The sequence below is a fragment of the Achromobacter xylosoxidans genome, from assembly GCF_014490035.1.
Taxonomy (GTDB): Bacteria; Pseudomonadota; Gammaproteobacteria; order Burkholderiales; family Burkholderiaceae_B; genus Achromobacter; species Achromobacter bronchisepticus_A.
This window is the reverse complement of the sequence record NZ_CP061008.1, coordinates 5,123,508-5,149,870: the sequence shown is the minus strand read 5'-3', so window position 1 is coordinate 5,149,870 and position 26,363 is coordinate 5,123,508. Positions and strand designations below refer to the sequence as shown.

27 protein-coding genes are annotated in these 26,363 nt (G+C 66.5%); 17 read left to right on the top strand and 10 right to left on the bottom strand.

Annotation, left to right across the window (positions count from 1 at the left end; all coding sequences use genetic code 11):
• The first annotated feature begins 82 nt into the window (after positions 1–82).
• The 15 genes from fabD to IAG39_RS23800 all read left to right on the top strand — a co-directional run bounded on the left by fabD (position 83) and on the right by IAG39_RS23800 (position 13,929).
• Complete coding sequence (gene fabD, locus IAG39_RS23870) at positions 83–1,018, top strand: ACP S-malonyltransferase (protein ID WP_054450614.1); 936 nt, start codon at positions 83–85, stop codon at positions 1,016–1,018.
• Between the two features lie 4 nt (positions 1,019–1,022).
• Positions 1,023–1,775 carry a 3-oxoacyl-ACP reductase FabG gene (fabG, locus tag IAG39_RS23865; protein ID WP_118931843.1) on the top strand — a complete coding sequence of 251 codons (753 nt, stop codon included), beginning with the start codon at positions 1,023–1,025 and terminating at the stop codon, positions 1,773–1,775.
• Between the two features lie 215 nt (positions 1,776–1,990).
• Positions 1,991–2,230 carry an acyl carrier protein gene (gene acpP, locus IAG39_RS23860; protein WP_003813816.1) on the top strand — a complete coding sequence of 80 codons (240 nt, stop codon included), beginning with the start codon at positions 1,991–1,993 and terminating at the stop codon, positions 2,228–2,230.
• 192 nt (positions 2,231–2,422) lie between these two features.
• Positions 2,423–3,652, top strand: coding sequence for a beta-ketoacyl-ACP synthase II (gene fabF, locus IAG39_RS23855; RefSeq protein ID WP_059374776.1), 1,230 nt, complete (start codon positions 2,423–2,425; stop codon positions 3,650–3,652).
• A gap of 64 nt (positions 3,653–3,716) precedes the next feature.
• The gene (locus tag IAG39_RS23850; protein ID WP_223283229.1) at positions 3,717–4,148 is read left to right on the top strand and encodes a hypothetical protein; all 432 of its coding nucleotides are present in this window, start codon (positions 3,717–3,719) and stop codon (positions 4,146–4,148) included.
• The gene (gene rpoE / locus IAG39_RS23845) at positions 4,145–4,744 is read left to right on the top strand and encodes an RNA polymerase sigma factor RpoE (protein ID WP_013392230.1); all 600 of its coding nucleotides are present in this window, start codon (positions 4,145–4,147) and stop codon (positions 4,742–4,744) included. Before IAG39_RS23850 ends, rpoE begins: the two co-directional genes overlap by 4 nt.
• Before the next feature lie 12 nt (positions 4,745–4,756).
• Positions 4,757–5,263: a sigma-E factor negative regulatory protein gene (locus IAG39_RS23840; protein ID WP_054450617.1), complete on the top strand. Its 507-nt coding sequence runs from the start codon at positions 4,757–4,759 to the stop codon at positions 5,261–5,263.
• Complete coding sequence (locus tag IAG39_RS23835) at positions 5,263–6,345, top strand: MucB/RseB C-terminal domain-containing protein (RefSeq protein WP_118931842.1); 1,083 nt, start codon at positions 5,263–5,265, stop codon at positions 6,343–6,345. Before IAG39_RS23840 ends, IAG39_RS23835 begins: the two co-directional genes overlap by 1 nt.
• Positions 6,346–6,451: 106 nt before the next feature.
• Positions 6,452–7,870, top strand: a complete 1,419-nt coding sequence (locus tag IAG39_RS23830) for a DegQ family serine endoprotease (RefSeq protein WP_373429154.1) — start codon at positions 6,452–6,454, stop codon at positions 7,868–7,870.
• Positions 7,871–8,069: 199 nt separating this feature from the next.
• Positions 8,070–9,863 carry a translation elongation factor 4 gene (lepA, locus tag IAG39_RS23825; RefSeq protein WP_059374769.1) on the top strand — a complete coding sequence of 598 codons (1,794 nt, stop codon included), beginning with the start codon at positions 8,070–8,072 and terminating at the stop codon, positions 9,861–9,863.
• Positions 9,864–9,886: 23 nt separating this feature from the next.
• Positions 9,887–10,771: a signal peptidase I gene (lepB, locus tag IAG39_RS23820; protein WP_118931840.1), complete on the top strand. Its 885-nt coding sequence runs from the start codon at positions 9,887–9,889 to the stop codon at positions 10,769–10,771.
• Positions 10,772–10,773: 2 nt separating this feature from the next.
• Entirely contained in the window at positions 10,774–11,535 is a 762-nt protein-coding gene (gene rnc, locus IAG39_RS23815) for a ribonuclease III (RefSeq protein WP_042792396.1), read from the top strand.
• On the top strand, positions 11,532–12,422 hold the full coding sequence (era, locus tag IAG39_RS23810; protein WP_059374765.1) for a GTPase Era: 891 nt from the start codon (positions 11,532–11,534) through the stop codon (positions 12,420–12,422). Before rnc ends, era begins: the two co-directional genes overlap by 4 nt.
• Complete coding sequence (gene recO, locus IAG39_RS23805; protein ID WP_118931839.1) at positions 12,415–13,002, top strand: DNA repair protein RecO; 588 nt, start codon at positions 12,415–12,417, stop codon at positions 13,000–13,002. The genes era and recO overlap by 8 nt, the downstream gene beginning before the upstream one ends.
• An 18-nt stretch (positions 13,003–13,020) precedes the next feature.
• The gene (locus tag IAG39_RS23800; protein ID WP_054450632.1) at positions 13,021–13,929 is read left to right on the top strand and encodes a LysR family transcriptional regulator; all 909 of its coding nucleotides are present in this window, start codon (positions 13,021–13,023) and stop codon (positions 13,927–13,929) included.
• 24 nt (positions 13,930–13,953) lie between these two features.
• On the opposite strand, the gene IAG39_RS23795 is transcribed toward IAG39_RS23800, so the two are convergent.
• From IAG39_RS23795 to IAG39_RS23755, 9 genes are all read right to left on the bottom strand, one after another.
• Complete coding sequence (locus tag IAG39_RS23795) at positions 13,954–15,051, bottom strand: pyridoxal-phosphate dependent enzyme (protein ID WP_118931838.1); 1,098 nt, start codon at positions 15,049–15,051, stop codon at positions 13,954–13,956.
• A gap of 3 nt (positions 15,052–15,054) precedes the next feature.
• Positions 15,055–16,035, bottom strand: a complete 981-nt coding sequence (locus IAG39_RS23790; protein ID WP_059374761.1) for a succinylglutamate desuccinylase/aspartoacylase family protein — start codon at positions 16,033–16,035, stop codon at positions 15,055–15,057.
• A 31-nt stretch (positions 16,036–16,066) separates the two neighbouring features.
• Positions 16,067–17,029: a Bug family tripartite tricarboxylate transporter substrate binding protein gene (locus IAG39_RS23785; protein ID WP_118931837.1), complete on the bottom strand. Its 963-nt coding sequence runs from the start codon at positions 17,027–17,029 to the stop codon at positions 16,067–16,069.
• Between the two features lie 90 nt (positions 17,030–17,119).
• Positions 17,120–18,409, bottom strand: coding sequence for an NTP/NDP exchange transporter (locus IAG39_RS23780; RefSeq protein ID WP_118931836.1), 1,290 nt, complete (start codon positions 18,407–18,409; stop codon positions 17,120–17,122).
• 4 nt (positions 18,410–18,413) lie between these two features.
• Positions 18,414–19,331, bottom strand: a complete 918-nt coding sequence (locus IAG39_RS23775) for an aldo/keto reductase (protein WP_118931835.1) — start codon at positions 19,329–19,331, stop codon at positions 18,414–18,416.
• A gap of 168 nt (positions 19,332–19,499) precedes the next feature.
• Complete coding sequence (locus IAG39_RS23770; protein WP_054450644.1) at positions 19,500–20,210, bottom strand: Bax inhibitor-1/YccA family protein; 711 nt, start codon at positions 20,208–20,210, stop codon at positions 19,500–19,502.
• A 130-nt stretch (positions 20,211–20,340) separates the two neighbouring features.
• Positions 20,341–20,739: a hypothetical protein gene (locus IAG39_RS23765; RefSeq protein ID WP_118931834.1), complete on the bottom strand. Its 399-nt coding sequence runs from the start codon at positions 20,737–20,739 to the stop codon at positions 20,341–20,343.
• Between the two features lie 46 nt (positions 20,740–20,785).
• Positions 20,786–21,250 (bottom strand): DNA polymerase III subunit chi, encoded by a 465-nt coding sequence (locus tag IAG39_RS23760; protein ID WP_059374751.1) that lies wholly within the window; start codon positions 21,248–21,250, stop codon positions 20,786–20,788.
• 22 nt (positions 21,251–21,272) lie between these two features.
• The gene (locus tag IAG39_RS23755; RefSeq protein WP_059374749.1) at positions 21,273–22,781 is read right to left on the bottom strand and encodes a leucyl aminopeptidase; all 1,509 of its coding nucleotides are present in this window, start codon (positions 22,779–22,781) and stop codon (positions 21,273–21,275) included.
• A gap of 57 nt (positions 22,782–22,838) precedes the next feature.
• Between IAG39_RS23755 and lptF the strand changes: the two genes are divergently transcribed.
• Complete coding sequence (gene lptF / locus IAG39_RS23750) at positions 22,839–23,942, top strand: LPS export ABC transporter permease LptF (protein WP_059374747.1); 1,104 nt, start codon at positions 22,839–22,841, stop codon at positions 23,940–23,942.
• 51 nt (positions 23,943–23,993) lie between these two features.
• On the opposite strand, the gene IAG39_RS23745 is transcribed toward lptF, so the two are convergent.
• Positions 23,994–24,914: a LysR family transcriptional regulator gene (locus IAG39_RS23745; RefSeq protein ID WP_118931833.1), complete on the bottom strand. Its 921-nt coding sequence runs from the start codon at positions 24,912–24,914 to the stop codon at positions 23,994–23,996.
• A gap of 225 nt (positions 24,915–25,139) precedes the next feature.
• On the opposite strand from IAG39_RS23745, the gene IAG39_RS23740 reads away from it, so the two are divergent.
• Positions 25,140–26,357, top strand: a complete 1,218-nt coding sequence (locus IAG39_RS23740; protein ID WP_118931832.1) for an ABC transporter substrate-binding protein — start codon at positions 25,140–25,142, stop codon at positions 26,355–26,357.
• Positions 26,358–26,363: the final 6 nt, after the last annotated feature.

Genomic DNA, 26,363 nt, shown 5'->3' with positions numbered 1-26,363 from the left:
GGCGTGGCGCTTGGCGCCGCGGCCGCCGGAACGATGTGCCTGGCATTCCACACAGACACTGAATCAATCCAAACGGTCAAACATGAAAATCGCTTTTGTCTTCCCTGGCCAAGGTTCCCAAGCTGTCGGCATGTTGGACGCCTGGTCCGGCGTCGCGGCCGTCACGGACACCGTGGCGCGCGCTTCGCAGGCGCTGGGCCAGGACCTGGGCGCGCTGATCGCGCAAGGCCCCGCGGAACAGCTCAACCTGACCACCAATACCCAGCCCGCCATGCTGACCGCCGGCGCCGCGTTCTACGCAGCCTGGTGTGCCGCTGGCGGCCGCAAGCCCGACGTCGTGGCCGGCCACAGCCTGGGCGAGTACGCCGCGCTGACGGCTGCGGGCTCGCTCGCACTTGAAGATGCCGTGCGCCTGGTGCGCGTGCGCGCCGACGCCATGCAGGCCGCCGTGCCGGTAGGCACCGGCGCCATGGCCGCCATCCTGGGTCTGGACGACGACGCCGTGCGCGCCGCCTGCGAAGCCGCGGCCCAGGGCGAGGTTGTCGAAGCCGTGAACTTCAACGCGCCCGCGCAAGTCGTGATCGCGGGCCACAAGGCCGCCGTCGAGCGCGCATGCGAACTGGCCAAGGCTGCAGGCGCCAAGCGCGCGCTGCTGCTGCCGGTGTCCGCGCCGTTCCACTCCAGTCTGCTCAAGCCCGCCGCCGACGTGCTGGCCGGCGCGCTGGCCGGCGTGACGGTGTCCGCGCCGCAGGTGCAAGTGATCAACAACGTCGACGTGGCTTCGCCTGTCGAACCTGATGCAATCCGGGATGCGCTGGTGCGTCAGGCGTGGCATCCTGTGCGCTGGGTGGAAACCCTGCGCGCGATGAAGGCGCAAGGCGTCACGCACGTCATCGAATGCGGTCCCGGCAAGGTGCTGGCCGGCCTGACCAAGCGCATCGACCCCGAACTCACGGGCATGGCCATTACCGATCCTGCTTCGCTTGAAGCGGCGTTGGCCGCCGTCAACGGAAATTAAGAACATGGACAACACCTCGATCGAACTGCAGGGCAAGATCGCGCTGGTGACCGGCGCCACGCGCGGCATCGGCCGCGCCATCGCCCAGGAACTGGCCGCGCGCGGCGCGACCGTCGTCGGCACCGCCACGTCCGAGTCGGGCGCCGCCGCCATCACCGAAGCGCTGGCGCCCCTGGGCGGCCGCGGCGTGGTGCTGGATGTGACTGACGCAGTTGCCTGCGATGCGCTGATCGACGCGCTGGGCAAGGAAGGCGGCGGTCCCCACATCCTCGTCAATAACGCCGGCATCACCCGTGATACGCTGGCAATGCGCATGAAGGATGAGGACTGGTCGGCGGTCATCGACACCAACCTGGCTTCGGTTTTCCGTCTGTCGCGCGCCGTGCTGCGCAGCATGATGAAGGCGCGCTGGGGACGCATCATCAACGTTACGTCCGTGGTGGGTTCCAGCGGCAACCCGGGCCAAGCCAACTACGCGGCGGCCAAGGCCGGCGTGGCAGGCATGTCGCGCGCCCTGGCGCGTGAACTGGGCAGCCGCAATATCACCGTGAACTGCGTCGCGCCTGGTTTCATCGATACCGACATGACGCGCGCGCTGGGCGAAAATCAAACTGCCGCCTTGCTGCAGCAGATTCCGCTGGGCCGCCTGGGTTCGCCCGCCGACATCGCCCACGCCGTGGCGTTTTTGTCCGGGCCGCAGGCGGGTTACATTACCGGCACCACCCTGCACGTCAACGGCGGGATGTACATGCAATAAGTCACGAATCGCGCGTAGGCGGCCAGTTCCGCCAAGCCGTCGCCGGATACAAACGGCGAGGCAACGCGAGGTTCAACCGGAAACGCCGCACACCGGTTTCCTGCGCCACTCCCGGCGACAGATCAAGTGCGCGGTGTTATTTTTGTCACGGCCAGGCGTCGCAAAACTCCGCGCTTGGCTATAATTCGCGGGATTTTTCCCAATTGGAGATCTGCATGGAAAGCATCGAACAGCGCGTCAAGAAGATCGTCGCTGAACAACTTGGCGTCAACGAAGCCGAGATCAAGAACGAATCCTCCTTCCTTGACGACCTCGGTGCCGATTCGCTCGACATGGTCGAACTGGTCATGGCGCTCGAAGACGAATTCGAGACCGAGATCCCCGACGAAGAGGCCGAAAAGATCACGACCGTGCAACAAGCGATTGACTACATCAATTCGCACGGCAAGCAGTAAGCTGGGCTTTTACCCTTCTGGTTGCCTTGCGGCGTCCGTCGCAGCCAACCGGGAAATCGGGGCGGTTTCAGGAATTTGCCGTGCGGTCCGCATGCGGGAAGGGCGTTGTAATGCCCGACCCGCTTTCGCGTGGGCCGCACGTGCAGCGCATCCCGAAAACCGCCTTTCTTTTGTCTGTTTGAGGAGTCATCCGTGAAGCGACGTGTCGTCATCACTGGCCTGGGTATCGTTTCTCCCGTCGGGAACGACTTGACCACCGCTTGGGACAATATCGTCAACGGACGTTCTGGCATCAGCCGTATCACCCGTTTCGATCCCTCGGCCATCACCACGCATATTGCCGGCGAAGTCAAAGACTTCGACATCAGCACCTATATCTCGGCCAAGGAAGCCCGCCAGATGGATACCTTCATCCATTACGGCCTGGCTGCCGGGATGCAGGCATGGCGCGACTGCGGTCTGGAAGTCACCGAAGCCAACGCGGAACGCATCGGCGTGATCGTGGGCTCGGGCATCGGCGGCCTGCCGCGCATCGAGGAAACGCAGGTTGAATATCTGGCCAAGGGACCGCGCCGCATTTCGCCGTTCTTCGTGCCGGGTTCGCTGATCAACCTGATCTCCGGCCACTTGTCCATCACGTATGGCATGAAGGGGCCGAGCTACGCGGTGGTGTCGGCTTGCACCACTGGCCTGCATTGCATCGGCGATGCCGCGCGCCTGATCGAGTACGGCGATGCCGACGTCATGGTGGCCGGCGGCGCCGAGTCGACCGTGTCGCCGCTGGGCATTGGCGGTTTCGCCGCCATGCGCGCCTTGTCGACCCGCAATGACGATCCTGAAACGGCATCGCGTCCCTGGGACCGCGACCGCGACGGCTTCGTGTTGGGCGAGGGTGCAGGCGTACTGGTGCTGGAAGAATACGAACACGCCAAGAAGCGCGGCGCGCGCATCTACGGCGAGCTGGCAGGCTATGGCATGAGTTCGGACGCTCACCACATCACGGCTCCCGACAAGGACGGCCCGCGCCGCGGCGTTCTGAACGCGCTGCGCAACGGCGGCCTGAATGCCGAAGACGTGCAGTACGTCAACGCCCACGGCACTTCGACGCCCCTGGGCGACAAGAACGAGACCGACGCGCTGAAACTGGCTTTCGGCGACCACGCCAAGAAGCTGGTGGTCAATTCGACCAAGTCCATGACCGGGCACCTGCTCGGCGCGGCCGGCGGCATCGAGGCGGTGTTCACGACCCTGGCGGTCTACAACCAGATCTCGCCGCCCACGATCAACATCTTCAATCAAGATCCTGAATGCGATCTGGATTACTGCGCCAACGAGGCGCGGCAGATGAAGATCGATGTCGGCCTGTCCAACTCGTTCGGCTTCGGCGGCACCAACGGCTCGATGGCCGTTCGCCGGGTCTGATTTGGAAGAGGCGCTCGGGGAACGCTGGGCGTTTCGCGTGCCTGTCAGGCGGCCAGGAAGCGCCATGGCGCTTTTGGGCCTGGCGCTGGCCGCGGCCGGCGCCTGCGTGCTGACGGCGGCGTTCTGGCACGGTATGGCATGGGCAGCGGGCGCGGCAATCGCGCTCCTGCTTGTGCTGGCCAGGCTGTTACACTCGGCACGGAGCAGCCTGTCCCCCGTATCCGCATTGCGTGCGGCAGCCGGGGCAGGGAGCTGGCAGGTACGCCTGCCGCAAGGCTGGCAGGACGCAAGGCTGTTGCAAGAACAGCGCGGTCCCCGCTGGCTGACGCTCACTTTGCAGCCCTTGTCCACCGGGAGTACGGCCTTTACCAACAGCACAATCACCCTCACCGTCTGGCAACGGACGTTGCGCCCCGAGTCCTGGCGGCGCCTGTGCCTGCTGGCCGGCGCGGCGCGGCCCGCCCGTCCGGCGCCCAGTCTGCGGGAGGCGTCATGAGCGAGCGCGAAGTCGACGCCGAGCTTGTCGCGCGCGTCCAGCGGGGCGACAAGAAGGCTTTCGACCTGCTGGTGCTCAAGTACCAGCGCAAGATTCTCCGTCTGCTGGCCCGCATGATCCGCGACCCCTCGGAAATCGAGGACGTGGCCCAGGAGGCTTTCATCAAGGCCTACCGCGCCTTGCCCCAGTTCCGCGGGGAAAGCGCCTTTTACACCTGGCTGTACCGGATCGCCATCAATACGGCGCGCAATTGGCTGGCCTCGCAGGGCCGGCGTCCCAGCGCGCCCAATGCGATAGAAACGGAAGACGGTGAAACTTTTAACGAAACCGACAACCTAACCGATATAAGCACGCCGGAGTCCATGGTCGCCAGCCGCGAAATCGCCGAGACGGTGAACGCCGCGATTGAGGAATTGCCTGAAGAGTTGCGTACCGCAATTGTCCTGCGTGAAATCGAAGGTATGAGTTACGAAGACATCGCCCAGAGCATGGATTGCCCGATCGGTACGGTGCGTTCCCGCATTTTTCGTGCGCGCGAAGCCATCGCCGTCAAGTTGCGTCCATTGCTAGGCACCGATGCCGAGCGTCGCTGGTAAGGAGTGGCAGTCATGCAAACAGCAGCCAAATCCGTTGTGATCGCCGAGTCCTCCTGGGAGGAGTCGGTTTCCGCCTGGATGGACGGAGAGGAATCCGACGACATCTTTCCCGGCTTGTTGTCCCGCGAGGGGCGCGAGACCTGGGACACCTATCATCTGATCGGTGATTCCCTGCGCAACGCCGATCTGGCGCTGACCCCCAGCGCGGCCTTCCAGGCCCGCCTGGCACGGGCGCTGGACGCGGAATTGCCCATTGTTGCGGCGCCTCGGCGCCGCTCGCCATTGCGAGTCGGCTTGTCCGGCCTGGCGGTGGCCGCCGCCGTGGCGACCGTCGCCTGGGTGGCGCAGCCTTACCTGACCGGCGAACCTGCGACCGAAGTCCGCGTACTGGCCGATGCCAGCTCGCCGGCCGCGGCCGCCGACGATTCGGGCTTGCGCGACTACCTGGAAGCGCATCGCCAGATGGCCGGCCCGAGCGCTGTGCGCCAGGTGTCGTTCGACACCGGGGTGGGGCGCTGATGGCGTTGGTGCTTCCATCGCGCTGGCCGGTGCTGGGCCGGGCCGCCACGCTGCAGGCCCACCGCGCCGGCTGGTTTGCCGCAACGCTCTTGACCGCTTTCCTGGCTGCGCACGAACCCGCGCGCGCAGCCGATGCCGCGCCTGCTGCCACCGATGACGTGGTTCAGCTGCTGACGCGCATCCAACAAGCCGCCCGCAAGCAGGACTACGCGGGCGTCTTCATGTACCAGCAGGGTGAAACGATCCAGTCCTCGCGCCTGGTGCACGTGGTAGACGGCACCGGCGAACGCGAGCGCCTGGAAATCCTCGACGGCCAACCCCGCGAGTATCTGCGCCACAACGAAGACGTGCAGTGTCTCCTCCCCGAGCGCAAGACCGTGCTGCTGGAACGCCGCCGCGGCGACCGCTTCCCCGGCCTGCTGCTGGGCGAGGCGGCCAACCTGTCCGAACACTACAAGATCCATGCCGAATCCGCCCTGCACCGCGTGGCCGGGCGCGAGTGCCGCCTGATCACGATCGAACCGCTGGACAAGCTGCGTTATGGCTACCGGCTGTGCGCGGACGTCGAAACCAATCTGCTGCTCAAGGCCCAGACGCTGAACGCCGCCCGCGGCGTGGTCGAGCAGGTGTCGTTCACCTCGCTGCGGCTAGGTTCGGAAGTCGACCCCCAGTTGCTGACTTCGCGCTGGAGCACGCGCGACTGGAAGGTGCTAGAACCCTCCATGAAGCCGGTGGATCTGGCCGCCCAAGGCTGGCGCATCCCGGCGCCCAAGGGGTTCAAGGCCGTCATGCAGGTGGCCCGTTCGATGGGGAAGGGCATCACGGTCAACCAGATGGTATTGTCCGATGGACTGGCGGCCATTTCCGTGTTCATCGAACCCTACGACAGCCAGCGCGGTCACCGTCCTCCCCATGGCGCCGCGCAGCGCGGGGCGATCACGGTCTACGGCACGCGCATCGCTGATTTCTGGCTGACCGCCGTGGGCGAAGTGCCCCTCGCGACGTTGGAACAGCTGGCGCAAGCCACTGAATATGTGCCCGCCGCGCCTGCGGCGGCAGCGCCCGGGGCCGATTCCAAGTGATCGGCCGGGTGTGGCAAGCAGCAATTTCGGAGTAACACTTATGAAAGCAATGACAGTGTCGAGTGCTTTTTTGCGGCGCTTTCTGGTGGCGGCCGCGGCCAGCGTCATGATGGCCGGCGCCTACGCGCCTGCCGCCATCGCCCAGGCGCCGACGGTGGCGCTGCCTGATTTCACGAGCATTGTCGAAAAGGCCGACCCTGCGGTCGTCAACATCCGCACGACGGCCACGGTGCCGGTGCGCGGCATGGGTCCCGGCGGCGGCAACGATCCCTATGAACTGTTCCGTTGGTTCTTCGGCCCCGAATTCCAACCGCCCGGCGGCGGCCAGCCGGGCCCGTCGCAACGCCAGCGCCCGCAGCCTTCGCAGCCCGAAGAGCGCACCGTGCCGCGCGGCGTGGGCTCCGGCTTCTTCATTTCCGATGACGGCTACATCCTGACCAATAACCACGTGGTGGTGGACGCGACGGACATTTACGTCACGCTGACCGACGGCCGCGAGTTCAAGGCCAAGGTCATCGGCACGGACGAGCGCACCGACGTGGCGCTGATCAAGATCGAAGCCAAGGACATGACCCCCCTGGTCATCGGCGATCCCAAGCAGCTGAAGAAGGGACAGTGGGTGCTGGCCATCGGTTCGCCGTTCGGCCTGGATTCCACCGTGACTTCTGGCATCGTCAGCGCCATCGGCCGCGATACCGGCGAATACCTGCCGTTCATCCAGACCGACGTTGCGGTCAACCCGGGCAACTCGGGCGGTCCGCTGATCAACCTGCAGGGTGAAGTGGTGGGCATCAATTCCCAGATCATTTCGCGCAGCGGCGGCTTCATGGGCATTTCGCTGGCCATTCCCATCGATGAAGCCATGCGCGTGGTGGACCAGCTGCGCGCCACCGGCAAGGTCACGCGCGGCCGCGTCGGCGTGCAGATCGGCGAAGTCGGCAAGGATGTGGCCGAAGCCATCGGCCTGCCCAAGGCCGAGGGTGCGCTGGTCAGCAGCGTGGAAGCCGACGGCCCCGCCGAGCAGGCAGGCGTGCAACCGGGCGACGTGATCCTCAAGTTCAACGGCGAACCCATCAAGCGCTGGTCCGACCTGCCCCGCATCGTGGGCGAAACCAAGCCGGGCACGCGCGCCGACATGGAAGTGTGGCGCAAGGGCAAGAACCTGACGCTGTCGGTCAAGGTGGGCGAGATCCCGACCGAGAAGGCCGCGGGCGCCAGCAAGAAGGGCGCGCCGCCGGTGCCGGAAGTCACCAATGCGCTGGGCTTGGGCGTGGTCGACGTGCCGGCCGACGTGCAGAAGAAGCTGCGCATCAAGGGCGGCGTCCAGGTCAAGGTGGCCGAAGGCGCCGCGGCCAAGGCCGGCCTGCAGGAAGGCGACATCGTGTTGGCCCTGAACGACACCGACGTCACCGGCGCCAAGCAGTTCGGCGAGCTCGTGGCCAAGCTGGACAAGGGCCGCGCGGCGGGGCTGCTGGTGCGCCGCGGCGACCAGACGCAGTGGGTGGCGGTGCCGGCATCGAAGTAATGCCGGGCCCGTCCTCCGAGTCCGCAGAAAAAAGGCGCAAGACCGGCTAAAATGCCTGGTTGCCGCAAGAGGGGGCGCATGGCGCCCCCTTGTTTTGCCCGGGCCAGGCCCGTTGGCACCCTCCTCGTCAGCCGTGCGTATTCCGGCGGCGGTGTCTTCCGGCCCAGTGCCGAGTGTTCCGTCCCTTATAACTTCAAGCATGCAGCATATTCGCAACTTCTCCATCATTGCCCACATCGATCACGGCAAATCGACCCTGGCCGATCGCCTGATCCAGCGCTGCGGCGGATTGGCGGATCGCGAGATGTCGGCGCAGGTCCTCGATTCCATGGAAATCGAGCGCGAGCGCGGCATCACCATCAAGGCCCAGACCGCGGCCCTGCACTACAAGGCGCAGGACGGCAAGGTCTACAACCTGAACCTGATCGACACCCCGGGACACGTGGACTTCTCGTATGAAGTCAGCCGTTCCCTGTCGGCCTGCGAAGGCGCGCTGCTGGTGGTGGACGCCTCGCAGGGCGTGGAAGCGCAGACCGTGGCCAACTGCTACACCGCCATCGAGCTGGGCGTGGAAGTCCTGCCCGTGCTGAACAAGATGGACCTGCCGCAGGCCGATCCCGACGGCGCCCGCCAGGAAGTCGAGGACGTAATCGGCATCGACGCCTCGCAGGCGGTGCTGGCCAGCGCCAAGACCGGCATGGGCATCGACGAGATCCTGGAAATGGTCGTGGCCCGCGTGCCGCCGCCCAAGGGCGATCCCGACGCGCCGCTGCAGGCCCTCATCATCGATTCGTGGTTCGACAACTACGTGGGCGTGGTGATGCTGGTGCGCATCATCAACGGCGTGCTCAAGCCCAAGGACAAGATCCTGCTGATGGCGTCCGGCGCCACCCACCTGTGCGAGCAGACCGGCGTGTTCACGCCGAAGTCGCAGCAGCGTCCGCATCTGTCGGCGGGCGAAGTGGGCTTCATCATCGCCGGCATCAAGCAGCTGGAAGACGCCAAGGTGGGCGATACCGTCACTCTGGCCAACAAGCCCGCGGCCGAGCCGCTGCCCGGCTTCAAGGAAGTGAAGCCGCAGGTGTTCGCGGGCCTGTACCCCGTGGAAAGCTCCGAATACGACCAGCTGCGCGATTCGCTTGAAAAGCTCAAGCTGAACGACGCCGCGCTGATGTTCGAGCCGGAAGTATCGCAGGCGCTGGGCTTCGGCTTCCGTTGCGGCTTCCTGGGTCTTTTGCACATGGAAATCGTGCAGGAGCGCCTGGAGCGCGAATTCGACATGGACATCATCACCACCGCGCCGTCGGTGGTGTACGAGGTCGAACAGCGCGACGGTTCCGTGATCACCGTGGAAAGCCCGTCGCGCATGCCGGAGATCGGCAAGATCGCCGACATCCGCGAACCCATCGTGAAGGTCACGCTGTTCATGCCGCAGGACTACGTGGGTCCTGTCATGACGCTGTGCAATAACAAGCGCGGCGTGCAGGTCAACATGAGCTATCACGGCCGCCAGGTGCATCTGGTGTACGAGATCCCGCTGGCCGAGATCGTGCTGGACTTCTTCGACAAGCTGAAGTCGGTCTCGCGCGGCTACGCCTCGATGGACTACGAGTTCCTGGAGTACCGCTCGGCCGACGTGGTGCGCGTGGACCTGCTGATCAACAACGACCGTGTCGACGCGCTGGCCGTGATCGTCCACCGCAGCAACGCGCGCCACCGCGCCCGCGACGTGGTCACGCGCATGCGCGGCTTGATTCCGCGTCAGATGTTCGATGTGGTCATCCAGGCCGCCATCGGCGCCGAAATCATCGCGCGCGAAAACGTCAAGGCGCTGCGCAAGAACGTGCTGGCCAAGTGCTACGGCGGCGACATCTCGCGCAAGAAGAAGCTGCTGGAAAAGCAGAAGGCCGGCAAGAAGCGCATGAAGCAGGTGGGTAGCGTGGAAATTCCGCAGGAGGCGTTCCTGGCCATCCTGCAGGTGGAAGACAAATAAAACCCAAAGAAGGCGGTTAGCTGATGAGTTGGAACTTTGCCCTGATTCTTTTTATTTTGCTGGTGTTGACCGGCTTTATCTGGGTGCTTGATCTGGCAGTGCTGCGCAAGGGCCGCGAACGCCGGGCCCAGGCGGCAATGGCGCAATACGATGCGGCCCTGGTCGGCGACGCCCAGGAAGCCGAGCGCCTGCGCCGCGAAGCCGGCGACGCTGCGCGCCGCATGCCGTGGTGGATCGAATACGCCGTCAGCTTCTTCCCCGTCATTCTGTTCGTGTTCATGCTGCGCTCGTTCGTGGTCGAGCCGTTCCGCATTCCGTCGGGCTCCATGCTGCCGACCCTGCAATCGGGCGACCTGATCCTGGTGAACAAGTTCAGCTATGGCCTGCGCCTGCCGGTCATCGACAAGAAGGTCATCGACGTGGGCAAGCCCCAGCGCGGCGACGTGTTCGTGTTCCGCTATCCCGTGGATCCGAACATCGACTACATCAAGCGCGTGGTCGGCCTGCCGGGCGACGAGGTCGCCTACCTGGACAAAAAGCTCTACATCAACGGCGAATTGGTGCCGCATGTGCGCGACGGCGACTACTTCGAACCGGATCGTGTGTCGTATATTGCGCAATATAATGAGAAGTTGGGCGACGTTGAGCACAAAATCCTGCTTGATGAAGGCACGCCGCAGCGACTTGACCCGATACCGAGTTTCCCATTCCGCGAAAACTGCCAATACAGCCGAAATGGGGTACGCTGCAAAGTACCCGAGGGGCAGTTTTTCGCCATGGGCGATAATCGGGATAACAGCGCTGACAGCCGATACTGGGGCTTCGTACCGGAAGCCAATATCGTCGGACGCGCGTTCTTCATCTGGATGAATTTCAGCGATCTCAGCCGCATCGGCCGGTTCAACTGATTATGTCGCTAGCCACGCTAGAAAACCGCCTGGACCACCACTTCAGTGATCCGGCATTGCTCGAACAGGCGCTGACGCATCGCAGCCACGGCGCGCGCCACAACGAGCGCCTGGAATTCCTCGGGGATTCCGTGCTGAACTTCGTCGTTGCAGCGATGCTGTTCGAGCGTTATTCCAAAATCGACGAAGGCGACTTGTCGCGCCTGCGGGCCAATCTGGTCAAGCAGGCCTCGCTGGCGGATATCGCCCAGCGGCTGGAACTGTCGCAGTATCTGCGCCTGGGCGAGGGCGAATTGAAGAGCGGCGGTTTCCGCCGTCCTTCGATCCTGGCCGACACGGTCGAGGCCCTGTTCGGCGCCGTGTTCCTGGATGCAGGCTTCGACGCCGCCCGCCGCGTGATCGTGCGCCAGTACCAGCCGGTGCTGGCCTCGGTCGATCCCAAGACCCTGGGCAAGGACGCCAAGACCTTGCTGCAGGAATTCCTGCAGGGCCGCAAGCTGGCGCTGCCGGTGTACACGGTGGTCGCCACGCATGGCGCGGCCCATAGCCAGCAGTTCGAAGTCGAGTGCGCCATTCCGGCGCTCGAGATCAAGGTGATGGCGCCTGGCGCCAGCCGCCGCGCCGCCGAGCAATCGGCGGCCAAGCTGGCGCTGGAGGCCGCGTTGGCCGTCAGCCCGGCGACCAAGGCTGCCCGCAAGTCGGGCAAGGCGCGCAAAACCGCGCAATTGTCGCTGCCGGTGGCAGTGGCTCAAGAGACTAAATGAGCGATACCCCTTTTCGTACCGGCTTCGTCGCCATCGTGGGCCGCCCCAACGTGGGCAAGTCCACCCTGACGAACGCCCTGATCGGTTCCAAGATTTCCATCGTGTCGCGCAAGGCGCAGACTACGCGCCACCGCATCCACGGCGTGTTGACGCGCGAGCACGAGCAGTTCGTATTCGTCGATACCCCCGGTTTCCAGACGCGGCATGGCGGCGCCATGAACCGCATGATGAACCGCGTGGTCACGCAGGCCCTGGCCGACGTGGACGTGGTGGTGCACGTGGTGGAAGCCGGCAAATGGTCCGAGGGCGACGCCAAGCTGCTGCCGCTCTTGCCCGCGCCGGAGCGCACCATCCTGGTCGTCTCCAAGATCGACGCACTGAAGAATCGCGACGACCTGTTCGCCTTCGTCTCCAAGATCATGGCGCTGCATCCGTTCGGCGCCGTGGTGCCCGTCAGCGCCACCAAGAACCAGCAGTTGGACCAGCTGCTGGAGGAAATCGCGTCGCGCCTGCCGGAAGGCGAGCCGATGTTCGAGGAAGACACGCTGACCGACCGTCCCATGCGCTTCATCGCCGCCGAATTGGTGCGCGAGAAGATCTTCCGCCTGGTCGGCGACGAACTGCCCTACGGCTGTACCGTCGTCATCGAGCAATGGGAAGAGACCAGCAAGGGTGCCAGCATCAATGCCTGCGTGGTGGTCGAGCGCGACAGCCACAAGCCCATCCTGTTGGGCGCGGGCGGCATGCACATGAAGCGCATCGCCACGGAGGCGCGGCAGGACATCGCCAAGCTGCTGGACAAGCCGGTGCACCTGGAGGTCTACATCAAGGTGCGCAAGGGCTGGTCCGACCGCGAGGGTGCGCTGCGCGATCTGGGCTATGAGTAGACGGGCGCCCCGCGTCCAGGATCGCCCCGGATATATGTTGCACGCCACCGCGTGGCGTGAGACATCCCTCATCGTTCAGACTTTCTCCCGCGATCACGGCTGCGTGGCCATGGTCGCCAAGGGCGCCAAGCGCCCGTATTCCGTCCTGCGTCCCGTGCTGTCCGCGTTCCAGCCGCTGCTGCTGTCGTGGACCGGCAATGGCGAGGTCAAGACGCTGACGCGCGCCGAGATCGCGGGCATCCGCCCGCTGACCGGCACCGCGCTGATGTCGGCCTGGTACATGAACGAGCTGCTGCTGCGGCTGCTGCCGCGCGAAGACGCCCACCCGCTGCTGTTCGACGCTTACGACTTCGCCTTGCAGCAACTGTCCGGCGGCACCCGCGCTGCGGGCGCGCTGCGCCGTTTCGAATGGACGCTGCTGCGCGAGACCGGCTATGGCGTGGACGAGGATCCCCCCGATTTCGACGATGCGGCGATCGAGCCGGCCCTGCGCCGCGACCTGCGCGAACGGCTGGCCGAAATCCTGGCGGGCCGACCCTTGTCGACCCGGCGCGTGTTGCTGGACCTGCAACGCATCTGAGCGCAGCGCGATCCGGCCATGACCTTCACGCTCAAGCAGGTCGAGACCTTCCGCACCGTCTACGAAACGGAAAGCGTCACCGCCGCCGCCAGGCGGCTGGACGTGTCGCCCGCCACCGTCAGCGCGACCTTGGCGGCACTGGAAGCCAGCATCGAGCTGCGCCTGTTTGAGCGCGTGCGCCAGCGCATGCAGCGCACGCCCGAGGCGACGCTGTTGTATGAAGAAATCCGCCGCCTGAATGTCGGGCTGGAAAGCCTGGGCCGCAAGATCCGCGCCATCCGCGGCGCCGCGCAGCCGCGGCTGCGCATCGGCTGCATCCATGCCTATAGCGGCGCCATCATCAGCGACACCATCGCGCGCTTTCGGGAACGCTATCCCGATACCGGCCTGTATCTGCAGATCCGGGATTCCAATACCTTGCGCGACATGGTGGTGTCGGGCGAACTGGACCTGGCGGCGGTGGCCGACGAATCCGAGCTGGAAGGCTTGCGCGGCCATCGGCTGGCCAGCCTGCGCGCCGTGGCGGTCTTTCCCAAGGGGCATCCGCTGGCGCGGCTGGAACAAGTGGATTTTTCGCACCTGGCCGACGCCGACGTGATCGCGCTGAACGCCGAGGACGGCTCGCGCAAGCGCCTGGACGCGCTGTTGGCGCAGGCGGGGCAAAGCCTGAAGGTGGCCATCGAGACGCCATATTCAAGCACGGTGTGCCAACTGGCGCTGGCGGGACACGGTGTGGGTATCGCCAACCCTGCGACGGCGGTCGGCATGGCGGCGGCGGGCTTGTGCTACCGCCCGCTGGCCGCGCCGGTGCATTTCGAATGCCACATGATCCTGCACGGCAGCCGCCCCTTGTCCGAGGCGGGCAAGTTCTGGGCGACCTGCCTGCGCGGCGCGCTGGCGCCGCTGGTGGAGAGCTTCGGCGTCTAGCGCGCCGAAGCCGTTCCCGGGACGCTAGCCGCGGCGGCCGTCCGAGGTCACGATCAACACCACGGACGACTCCGCGTCCAGCAGGCCCGAGCGCCGCAGCCGAGACACGGCAGCCAGCGCCGCGGCCGACGACAGTTCGGTCGCCAGGCCCATGCGTTCCAGCCGCTGCTGCGCTTGCGCGGCAGCGGCGTCCGAGATCTCCACCGGCGTGCCGCCCGAGCGCGTCAAGGCTTCCAGCGACTGCAGCGTGCTGGTGCTGCCCGCGATTGAATACTGGTCCGTCACGCCGTCCCATTGCTTGCGCGCGTCGCCCGTGGCGCGGGCGCGCGACAGGCGAGCGTATGGCTCCACCGCGTGCAGGCGAGGCAGACGCGCAATGCGGCCGGTTTGCAGCAGATGCTGCCAGCCCAGGAAGATGCCCCACAGCAGATCGCCGCGCGCGGTGGGCACCACGATGTCGCTGGGAACGCCGCAGCTTTCCAGGATTTCCAGCGCGATGGGCTTGTAGCCTTCCACGCCGTAAGGGTGGGTGCCGACAGGCGGATTCAGATAGTTGGTGCCGGCGAAGGCGCCGCGGTTGCGGCACAGGTCCTCGACATGGGGCCAGCGGCTCAGGCTGTCCTCGAAGGCGGTGAGCCGGGCGCCGAAGCGCTGCATGGCCTCGCGCTGCAAGGGCGGGCAGTTGCTGGTGATGGCGATGTCGGCCTCCAGCCGCGCGGCGGCGCAATAGGCGGCCAGCGAGACGCCGGCATTGCCGCTGGAGGCGGCCGCCACGCGGGTGGCGCCGGCCAGGCGCGCGCGCGACACCAGTTGGGCCGCCATGCGGTCCTTGTGGCTGCCGGTGGGGTTGGCGCTTTCGCATTTCAGCCAGAGCTGGCCCACGCCTTCGGTCTGCGCCAGCGCGGGCACGGCGAGACAGGGGGTGGCGCCTTCGCCCAGCGTGACGGCGTTCAGCACCGGCAGGGGCATGGCGCCTTCGGCCGAGGATTCGTACAGGCATTCCAGGCTGGCGGGGTGGCCGGCTTCCAGGCAGCTGGGGCAGCCTTCTGGGTAATCGGCTGGCGGCCACAGGCTGGCGCAACGGATGCAGCGCAGGCCGGACAAGCTAGGGTTCATCTGCATGTGTCAGTACTTCGAGGCTAGGGAATCGAGGGGAAGGGCGGGCGCGACCTGGATCAGGCAATCGCCGTCGTCGCTGCGGGCGATGGAGCGCAGGCAGACGACGGTGCCGGCTTGCAGGCTGGTCAGGGCGCGCGGCGCGGTATCGGGTCGGGCGGGTTCCATCAGTTGGCCGACGCGCTGGCGCGCATTGATCTGTTGCCCCAGTTCGACCGCGGGCACGAACACGCCGGCCTCGCTGGCGCGCACGGTGGCGGCGGGGACGTCCAGGTCGTAGAGGCGGACTTCGGGGCGGCGCGCGGGCGGCCGGTCGGGCAAAAGGCCGAGTTCGCCCAGGCAGCCCAGCAGGCCGTCGCGGCAGCGGTCGACCAGCGCCTGGCTGGTTTCGCGGCCCCCGCCGATCTCGGCGCTCAGGCGCAGCACCCCGTGGCGGCTGGCGGCGGCCGGCATGGAGCCGGACTCCGTGCCGCGGAAGTACATGCAGTCGGGCAGCCCGAAGGCGCGCGCCAGGGCGGGCAGGCGTTCGTCGTAGGCATCATTGCCGTAGCGCGTGATGACCGACGAGGGCAGGTAGCGCAGCGATGCGCCGCCGCTATGCACGTCCACCAGCGCCTGTATGCGCGGCAACAGCCGGGCTTCCAGCGCGGCGGCCACGCTCTCCGTGTAGCCGCGCGCGGGGGCTCCCAAAAAAGCGCGGTTGAGGTTGCCGCCGTCGGACGGCGACAGGCGCGTGCCTGCCAGCGAGGCCTCGGCGTTGGCCGCAGGCAGCAGGTAGACCGTGCCGCGCCGCAGGATGCCGGGCAGCAGGCGCCACAGTTCCAGGATGGCGGCCTGGCCTTCCCATTCGTCGCCATGCACGCCCGCCATCAAGGCGACGGCGGGGCCAGGCCCCGCCTCGATCCGCAGCATCGGTATAGTGACGCGCCGGTAGGCCGACGCGTTGGTCGCCGCGGCGCAGGAGAAGTCCTCGCGGCTTACCGTGGCCATGCGGCGGCTCCTGCGCGTGTGGGGATCCGGTTCAATCCAGCGTGGTGCCGGCGGCCTTGATGATGCCTTCCCATTTGGGCAGCTCCTTGCGTATCTGGTTCTGTACGTCCTGCGGCGTGCCGCCCAGCGGTTCCTGGGAGCGGCTGCGCAGTTCCTTGCTGACGTTGTCCGAGCGCAGCGCCGCGTTCATCGCCGCGTTCAGCCGCGCGATGACCTCGGGCGGGGTGCCGGCGGGCGCGACCAGCGCGCTCCAGGCCGATTGTTCGTAGTCGGGATAGCCTTGCTCCGCCACCGTCGGCACGTCCGGATTGGAGGCGGCGCGGGTCTTGGTGGTGACCGCCAGCGCGCGCAGGCGGCCGTCCTTCAGGTTGCCGATGAGCGGCGGCAGGTTCTCCATCATGGAATCGACATGGCCGCCCAGCAGGTCGGACAACTGCGCAGCCGTGGCCTTGTACGGGATCTGGCGCACGGCGGCGCCGGTCTGGGCGATGAAGAGCTTGACCCCGACTTCGCTGGTGGTGCCCGGGTCGGCCGAGGTCATCGTCAGGCGCTCCGGCTGGGCGCGGCTGGCTTCGATGAACCCCTTCAAGTCGCGATAGGGCGAGGACGCGTTCACCACGATGACGTTGGGCGTTTCGGCCACCAGCCCGATGGCGGCGATGTCGCGGTCCAGGTCGTAGAGTTGCTGCTTGAACAGGAACCGGTGCAGCACCAGCGTGCCGACGTGGGCATAGCCGATGGTGTAGCCGTCGGCCGCCGCGCGCGCCACAGCCTGGGTGCCGATGCGGCCGCCCGCGCCGACGCGGTTTTCCACGACCACGGGCTGGCCCAGCTGGCGGCTCATTTCCTGGCCCACCAGCCGTGCGGTGATGTCGGCGTTGCCGCCCGCTGCGGCCGGCACGATCAGGGTGATGGCGCGTTCCGGATAGGCGGCCAGCGCGGCGGGCGCGGCCAGGCTGAGCAACAGGGAGGCAAGACAGGCGGTGCGTTTCATGACGTTTCCCCAGGCATTGAGAGCTGCGCCATTGTGCGGTCGCGGCCCGGGGAATACGTTTGTTTCAATGAGATGGATGTTCAAAAAAATCTAAGACTTGTCCGCAATACGACGGTCTGCGGTCCGTCCCAGCCCGTGGCCTACCGCCGCGGCCGCCAGCGCGCACAGGGCGCCCAGCACGGCGATCAGGGCCGCGCCATAGCCCAGCATGTCCACGCCCGCCTTGACCCAGCCGCTGGCCGCGTCGCCCGCCCGGTAGACCACGGTATCGATGACGTTCTTGGTCTTGTACTTGTCTTCCGGCGAAACCGCCGTGAACAGCATTTCCCGCCCCGGCCGGATCAGCGCGTACTCGCCGACCCGGCGCACGATCATGGCCGCGGCCAGCACGCCGAAGACGGGAAAGGCCGCCAGCGCCAGGAAAGCGGCCGTCATCGTCAGCGGCACGGCGGTCAGCAGGAAGCGCAGCCCCAGGCGGGTGGCCACGCGTCCGGTGATAAAGAGCTGCGACAGCAGCGACAGCGCCTGCACCGTGAAGTCCAGCGCGCTGAAGACCCGGATGCGTTGCGCCGTGTCGGTGAAGGCATCCGCCACCAGCCGCGCCTGCTCCATGTAGAGAAAGGTGTTGAGCGTGGCCAGCAGGATCACCAGCAGCGAAATTCCCAGCAGAAAGGGAGACTGGAAAATGCGCGAGAGGCCCGCCAGGATCGAACCCTCCAGCGGCCTGCGCATGTCGTCCGCGGCAGCATCCTCGCGGTGGGCCGCACGCCAGCGCAGCAGCCAGCGCTTGAGGGGCAGGGTGGCGGTCAACAGCAGCGCCGACAGCAGCAACAGGCCGGCGGGACCGAGCACGCCAGCCAGCAGGCCGCCCAAAAGCGGGCCGGCCAGCCCGCCGGCGCTGGCGCCCGCGGCGATCAGCGCGAACAGGCGCTTGGCGGAATCCATGCGGAACACGTCGGCCATCAGGCTCCAGGCGATGGAGACGACGAACAGGTTGAAGACCGACAGCCACACATAGAAGCTGCGCGCCGCCCAGACGCTGCCGGGCCGCAGATGGAGCAGGGCGGCGAAACCGGCCATGCTGAGGGCGAAGGCGGCATAGACCCAGGTCACCAGCATGGCGCGAGGCACGCGCGCCGACAGGCAGCCGAACAGCGGCACCACGGCCAGCATGGCGACGAAGGTCGCGGTGAAGAGCCATTGCAACTGGTCGACGCCCGCCTGGATGCCCATGGTCTCGCGTATCGGCCGCAGCATGAAATAGCCGCAGAACAGGAAGAAGAAAAACGCGAAGCCGCAGGCTGCCGGCGCCAGTTCCTCCTGGAGTATGCCCAGCGCCTGCGCGGCGCGGGCTTGCAGGCTGCCGGGGGCCGACGCCATGGCGTCAGGCCAGCAGGGCAGCGATGCGTTCCCGCATGGCGGCGTCCGGCAGCGGCCCGAAGCCGGCCTGCGCGTTGTCCGCCATGTTGGCCGGCTTGGAGGTGGCCGGAATGACGGCGGTGACCGCGGGATGGCCGATGATGAATTTCAGGAAGATCTGCGCCCAGGACCCGCAATCGAGCTCGGCGGCCAGCGGCGGCAGCGCCATGCCCTTGACCCGGCGGAACAGCGCGCCGTCCTGGAACGGGCGGTTGATCAGCACTGCGACACCGTGGGCCTGGCAGGCGGGCAACAGGCGTTTTTCGGCGCCGCGGTCGGCCACGGACAGGTTGACCTGCAGGAAATCGGGCTTTTCCCGTTCCACCAGTTCGGTCAGCTCGTCGTGGGCGTGGTCGGTGTAGTGCGTGATGCCCAGGTAGCGGATCACGCCTTGCTGTTTCAGTTCGCGCAGCAGCGCCAGTTGGTTGGCGGTGTCGATCAGGTTGTGCACCTGGACCAGGTCGAGCTTGTCGCTGCCCAGCGCCTGTTGCGATTGGCGCACCTGGCGCATGGCCGATTCGTGGCCCTGCGTGCCGATCTTGGTCGCCAGGAAGGTCTTGCTCCGCAAGCCGCCGTCGCGCGCCAGCAGCGCGCCGGTGACCGCTTCCGCCTGCCCGTAGCTGGGAGCCGTGTCGATCAGCTTGCCGCCCTTTTGCAGCAGCGTGTCCAGCACCTGCGCCAGCGGCGCCATGGCGGCCTTGTCCGCGGGGGACACGTTGAAGGTGTCGGCGGTACCCAAGCCGATGACAGGCAGCGCCTCGCCAGAGGCGGGTATGTTCCGCCTGTGCATGGGCGTCACCACGCTGAGGGCGCGAGCCGGCAAGGCGGAACCGGTCAGGGCGGCGGCGGCAGCGGTCTGGAGGAAGCGGCGGCGGTCGGGCATGGCGTGGCTCCAGCGGGAGGGGGCGGGCGCGGCAAAGAAAAAGGGCCTGCACGTGAATGTAGGCCCAAGATAAAGAAAAAGAGCCTACATGTGAATGTAGGCCCAAGATAAAGAAAAAGAGCCTACACGTGAATGTAGGCTCTTTGTGCCGCTTTGGCAGCGTTTCGATTACTCGCGGTTGCCGCCGAAGATGCCCAGCAGCATCAGCAGGTTCGAGAAGACGTTGTAGACGTCCAGGTAGATGGCCAGCGTGGCGGACACGTAGTTGGTTTCGCCGCCGTTGACCACGCGCTGCAGGTCGACCAGCATGAAGGCCGAGAAGATGACGATGGCCAGGACCGAGATGGTCAGCATCAGCGCCGGCAGCTGCAGGAAGATGTTGGCCAGGGCCGCCACCAGGATCACGACCGCGCCGATGAACAGAAATTTCTGCAATCCCGACAGGTCGCGCTTGATGGTGGTGGCCAGCGTGGCCATCGTGCCGAACACGATCGCGGTGCCGCCGAAGGCCGTCATGACCAGCTGCGAGCCGTTGCTCATGCCCATGACGAAGCCCAGCAGGCGCGACAGCATCACGCCCATGAAGAACGTGAAGGCCAGCAGCAGGACCACGCCCAGCGAGCTGTTCTTGTTCTTTTCGATCGCGAACATCAGGCCGAAGGCGCCCACCAGGAACACGATGGCGGACAGGCCGGGGCTTGCGCCCATGATGCGGTTGATGCCGGTGTACATGCCCACGGCCGCGCCCAGCACGGTCGGGATCAGCGAGAGCGCCAGAAGCCAATAGGTGTTGCGCAGCACCTGGTTGCGCGCGACCTCGCCCGGCGCGCCGGCCACGGCGCCGGAACGGTTAAAAGGGGACGGACGATATTCGTTCATTGAGAACTCCTGTGTGCGGCAGAGTAATGGTTGCCTAGAAGGCTTAGATGGGAAGGATACCTTACAGTTCCCTGAAGAATCCAGTTCTGCCTAGGATTAGACCAGAGGCGGGAAATAGGTTCCAGACGGGTCAACCCGGCCTGACGTCCTGCAGCACCCGGGCGACGATGCGCGGCAATTCCGCGTCCATGCGGGCCTGGATCTGTTCGATGGCTTCGGCCAGGGCCTCGCGCATCAGTTGCTCGACCTCGGCCTGCAGGCGGGCGCTCAGAACCGTGGCGTCCGGCGCGGCATAGGGCGTAGCAGGGACGGCGGCTGCCGGTGGAATGATATCAGGGGACGCATGGTCGCCGTCCGCCACTTCCGTCAGGAGCGGAAAGGCGTCGTCGTCATGATCCTGCGCGCCATCGTCGGCCAGTTCGGTCAGCACGGGCATGTCCGCGTCGTCCGGGGAAGCTGGCGGGTAGAGCGCGGGCTCGGCCCGCTGGGTCAGGGTAGGGATGCCGGGGTCGGCGTGGCGAGAGGGCATGATGGCTCCCGGATGATCGAGGTGGCGCGCCGCAAGGCCGGCGCGTTCAGCCGTCCGGCTGCTGGCGGCTGAGGTCGTGGCTTTGCGGCGTGTGGCCCGCGGCCAGGTAGGTTCGCCAGCGCTGGCGGGCGGCCTGCTTGTCCTCGGGGTCATCCGAGACGATTTCAAGCAGGCGCTCGAAGGCTTCGAAACCCGGAGGGCAGTCGAGGTCCAGGTTCAGCAGCCAGGACGGCTGGGGCTGTCCGCCCTGGCCCGCCGCGGCGGCCGCCTGTTGCGGATCGCCGGCGGTGAGAATCACCGGGGTCTCGCCCGCCAGCGGATCGTTGGCCAGCACGTGCGGCACGAAAGACGTGTCGTCGAAGGCCCAGAGCATGCGGTCGAACGCGGCCAGGCGGGAGCCATCCCTACAGTACACCACCAGCCGCTGCCCTGCCAGGTAGCGCTTGCGCACCACCTGGCAGGCGGTGCGCAAGCGGTCGGGCGCGCCGAAGGCGAAGTCGATGCGCGTCATGCCGGGTTCCGTTGCTGCCGTTTCAAGCCTGGTCCAGCAGGTACTGCATCAGGAGCGGCACGGGGCGGCCAGTGGCGCCCTTGTCCTTGCCGCCGCGCCAGGCGGTGCCGGCGATGTCCAGGTGGGCCCAGCGGTACGAGGTGGCAAAGCGCGACAGGAAGCAGGCCGCCGTGACCGCGCCCGCCGGAGGACCGCCGATGTTGGCGAGATCGGCGAAGTTGGACTTGAGCTGTTCCTGGTAGGCGTCGTCCATCGGCATGCGCCATGCGGTGTCCAGCGACTGGCGGCCGGCCGCGGCCAGCGCGTCGGCCAGGGCGTCGTCCTTGGAGAACAGGCCGCTGTTGACGTTGCCCAGGGCCACCACGCAAGCGCCGGTCAGGGTGGCGATGTCGATGACGGCGGACGGCTTGAAGCGTTCGGCGTAGGTCAGCGCGTCGCACAGCACCAGGCGGCCTTCGGCGTCGGTGTTCAGGATTTCGATGGTCAGGCCGGCCATGCTGGTGACCACGTCGCCCGGCTTGTTGGCCTTGCCGCTGGGCAGGTTTTCGCAAGCGGGGATCAGGCCCACCACGTCCAGCGGCAGCTCCAGTTCGGCCAGGGCGCGGAACGAGCCCAGCACGCTGGCGGCGCCGCACATGTCGTACTTCATTTCGTCCATGGTGGCGGCGGGCTTGAGCGAGATGCCGCCGGCATCGAAGGTGATGCCCTTGCCGACCAGCACAATGGGGCCTTGCGCGCCCTTGGCGGTCTTCTTGGCGGTCTTGCTGCCGGCATGGCGCAGGACGATGAAGCGCAGCGCTTCCTCGGAACCGCGCGCGACCGACAGGAACGAGCCCATGCCCAGCGCTTCGACCTGCTTGCGGTCCAGCACTTCCACCTTCAGCGACTTGAACTCGCGGGCCAGGCGCTTGGCCGTTTCGCCCAGGTAGGTCGGCGTGCAGATGTTGCCGGGCAGGTTGCCCAGCGTGCGGGTCAGGTCCATGCCGTTGGCGATGGCGCCGCCTTCGCGCAGGCCCTTCTGGGCCTGGGCCGCGTCGGCGCGCTCGACCACCTGGACGATCTTCTTGAGCTTGGGACGGGCGTCGCGGTCGGGCTTGCCGAAGCTGGCGTCGTAGTGATAGGTGGCGTTGCCGGCTGCGATCGCGGCGCTGCGGGCGCGCGCGATGACGGCCACGTCCGCGATCGGGTTGGCGACCAGCGTGGACACGCCTTCGGCCAACTGGGCCGATACGCAGGCCGCGGCGAAGGCCTGCTCGGCCGAAGCGTGGGCGCGGGCCGAATATTCTTCCTGCTTGCCCAGGCCGACCAGCACCACGCGCTGCGCGGACACGCCGGGCAGGTTGCGCAGGGTCAGCGTGGAGCCGGCGCGGCCGCGGAACTCGGCCTTGACCACCGAACGCACGGCGCCGTTGGAAGCGCGGTCGATGAGATCGGCGGCAGGGCTCAACACGCCTTCCGCATAGACCCCGACGGCCAGGGCGGCGGTCTTGACTTGGTGCAGGGAAGCAGTGGTCTGTGTGCTAAATTCCATGAGGGTTTCCCGTGTACGTCTGTGTAGAATGCGGTCGATTATCCCGCATATTCTCCCATGTCTCTATTCAAACGCTCTGTCGTCAGCGAGATCACCAGTCACGCTGGCGTTGTCTTTTCCACGTTGCTCATCGTATGGCTCAGCGTGCTGCTCGTGCGCCTGCTCGGCGAAGCCGCGGGCGGCAACATCGGGGCGGACGTCGTGGTGGTGCTGGCCGCGCTGTCGACCATCACCGCATTGCCGACCATTCTCGCGGTCTCGGTCTTCATCGCGGTCCTCACCACCGTCACCCGCAATTACCGCGAATCCGAAATGGTGGTGTGGTTCGCCAGCGGCCTGTCTCTGGCCGATTGGTTCCGGCCGGTGCTGCGCGTCGCCATCCCGGTGGCGCTGGCGGTGGCGGGGCTGACGCTGGTGGCGGCGCCCTGGGCGTACCGCCAGATCGGCGAATACCATGAACGCTTCGAGCAGCGGTCCGACCTGTCCAAGGTCACGGCCGGCCAGTTCGCGGAATCGTCCGGCGGCAACCGTGTGTTCTTCGCCGAGGATCCCCTGGAACCCAGCGACGAACTGGGCAACGTGTTTGCGCGCGAAAATGGCCCCGAATGGCTCAGCGTGCTGACCGCCAGCAAGGCCCACAGCGAAACTTTGCCCAATGGCGACCGCTTCCTGGTGCTGGGCGAAGGCCATCGCTATGACCTGAAGCCGGGCACGCCCGAGATCCGGCTGGTGCACTTCGACAAGTACGGCCTGCGCCTGGAAAGCAAGTCGGGCGGAGATCCCGTGGCCGAAGCGCGCGCCAACGCGGAACGTTCCGCCAAGGCGCGCACCACCTCGCAACTGATCGCGGACAACACCAACAGCAGCTGGTCGCAAGTGATGTGGCGGGTCTCGCTGCCGCTGGCCGCGCTGAACCTTGCGCTGCTGGCGATTCCGCTGGGCGCCGTCAATCCGCGCCTGGGGCGTTCGGGCGACCTGCTCATCGCCGGCCTGGTGGGCCTGCTCTACATGAACCTGATGAACCTGTCGCGCGCCTGGATCTCCAACGGCAAGCTGAGCTTCGGCGTGGGCGTGTGGGCGATCCATGCCTTGGTGGCGATGCTGACCTTCTTCCTGCTGATGCGGCGCTTGCGCGTGAAGGCGCCCAAGAACAGCGCCTGACGCCGGCACATCCAACGCCTTGCGGCCCGCCCAGCGCGGGCCGCGGCTTTTTCAGGGCAGGTACTTCATCGTGCCGCCCTTGCCGGCCAGCAGGTCGGCGTTCCTTAGCACCGACTTGCGGATGAATTCCCACAGGGCCGTCACGCGCTTGAGCTTGCGCAGGTCTTCATGGCAATACATCCAGAACGAGCGCGTGATCTCGACCTCGTCCGCCAGCACCGGCGTGAGCCGCGGGTCCTGCGCGGCGATGAAGCAGGGCAGGATCGCCAGCGACTGGCCCTGCAGCGCGGCGTGGTACTGCGCCACCACGCTGGTGCTGCGCAACACCACCTTGCTGGCGGGCAGCAGGTCTTCCAGATAGCGCAGCCGCTCGCTGAACAGCAGTTCGTCGACGTAGCCGATGAAGGTGTGGTCGGCCAGGTCCGCGCGCTCGCGGATCGGCGGGTGGCTGGCCAGATAGCCGGGCGTGCCGTACAGGCGCAGCGTGTAGTCGCACAGCTTGCTGCACACATAGGGGCCGCGCTGGGGGCGTTCGATGGTGATGGCCAGGTCGGCTTCGCGCTTGGACAGGCTGACAAAGCGCGGCACCGGCAGGATGTCCAGCGTGATGTGCGGATAGCGCCGCTGGAAGTCCGCCGCCAGCGGCGTCAGCACATAGCTGCCGAAGCCCTCGGTGGCGCCGATGCGCAAATGCCCCGACAGCGCCTGGCCGATGCCCGACAGGTTTTCGCGGGCGGAGTGCACCGTGCTCTCCATCTGTTCGGCATGCACGAACAGGCGCTGGCCGTCTTCGGTCAGCACGAAGCCCGCGCTGCGCGACTTCTCGAACAGCAGGGTGTCCAGCTCCGTTTCCAGCGCGCGGATGCGCCGCGACACCGTCGTGTGCTCGACGCCAAGCTTGCGCGCCGCGGCGCTCACCCGCTGGGTGCGGGCCACTTCCAGGAAATATCTCAGGCTGTCCCAATCAAGCACTTTCCGGCTCTCCAGGCCCGGCTGCGCGCTGCGCCGCCGGTCAAATTTTGCTTGTGCATGAATGCACAAGGAATGTGCATTTCTAGTGTTGCTTGTTGATTTTCACACATCTACACTGGGTCGGCGGGCTTGGGGCCTGTAGCCAGGCTCTCCGGAGTCTGAACCCCCCGGGACCGCAGGCCGCGAAGACGGCGCCATAACGCATAAAACTCAGGAGACAAATCCATGAAATTGCACGCACGCGGGCTGGCCGTAGGCTTGTGTCTGGGCGCCGCATTGGTCGGCCAGGCGCAGGCGGCGGATAAGCCGCCAGTGAAGATCGGCATTCTGACGGACATGTCTGGCACCTACGCCGGCATGGGCGGGCCTGGTTCGGTGGCGGCGGCGCAGTTGGCCATCGACGACTGCCTGGCCGCGGAATGCAAGGGCATGAAGATCGAGCTGGTGTCCGCGGACAACCAGAACAAGGCCGACGTGGGTGCGGCCAAGGCGCGCGAATGGTTCGACCGCGACGGCGTCACCGCCATCGCCGACCTGACCAATTCCGCGGTGGCGCTGGCGGTGCAGGGCATCGCGCGCGAAAAGAACAAGGTGGTGATGTTCTCCGGTCCCGCCACCACGGCGCTGACCAACAAGGAATGCTCGCCGGTGGGCTTTCACTGGATGTTCGACACCTACTCGCAGTCCGCGGGCGGCGCCAAGGCCACGGTGAAGGCGGGCGGCAAGTCCTGGTACTTCATCACCGTGGACTACGCCTTCGGCCACTCGCTGGAAGCCGACACGGCCAAGGCCGTGCAGGCGCTGGGCGGCACTGTGGCCGGCAGCGTGCGCCATCCCCTGAACGCCCCGGACTTCGCGTCCTACCTGCTGCAGGCGCAGGCCTCCAAGGCCCAGGTCGTGGCCCTGGCCAATGGCGGCCAGGACACCGTCAACGCGGTCAAGCAGGCGCGCGAATTCGGCATCGTGGCCGGCGGCCAGCGCCTGGTGTCGCTGCTGATTTTCCTGTCGGACCTGCGCGCGCTGGGCCTGGAAAGCGCCCAGGGCCTGTCCTACGTGGACGGCTTCTACTGGGATTACGACGATGCCACGCGCCAGTGGTCCGCGCGCTTCGAGAAGGCCTTCCGCGGCCTCAAGCCGACCATGACGCAGGCGGGCGTGTACTCCAGCGTGCGGCATTACCTGCGCTCGGTGGCCGCATCCGGCAGCACCGACGGCAAGGTGGTGGCCGACAAGATGCGCGCCCTGCCCATCGAGGATCCGATCATGCGCAACGCTTCCATCCGTCCCGATGGCCGTGTGGTCCACGACATGTACCTGTATGAAGTGAAGAAGCCGTCCGAGTCCAAGGGTGGTTGGGACTATTCCAAGCTGGTGGCCACCATTCCGGCCGCCGAAGCCTTCCAGCCGCTGGCGGATTCGAGCTGCCCGCTGGTCAAGAAGTAAACCGGG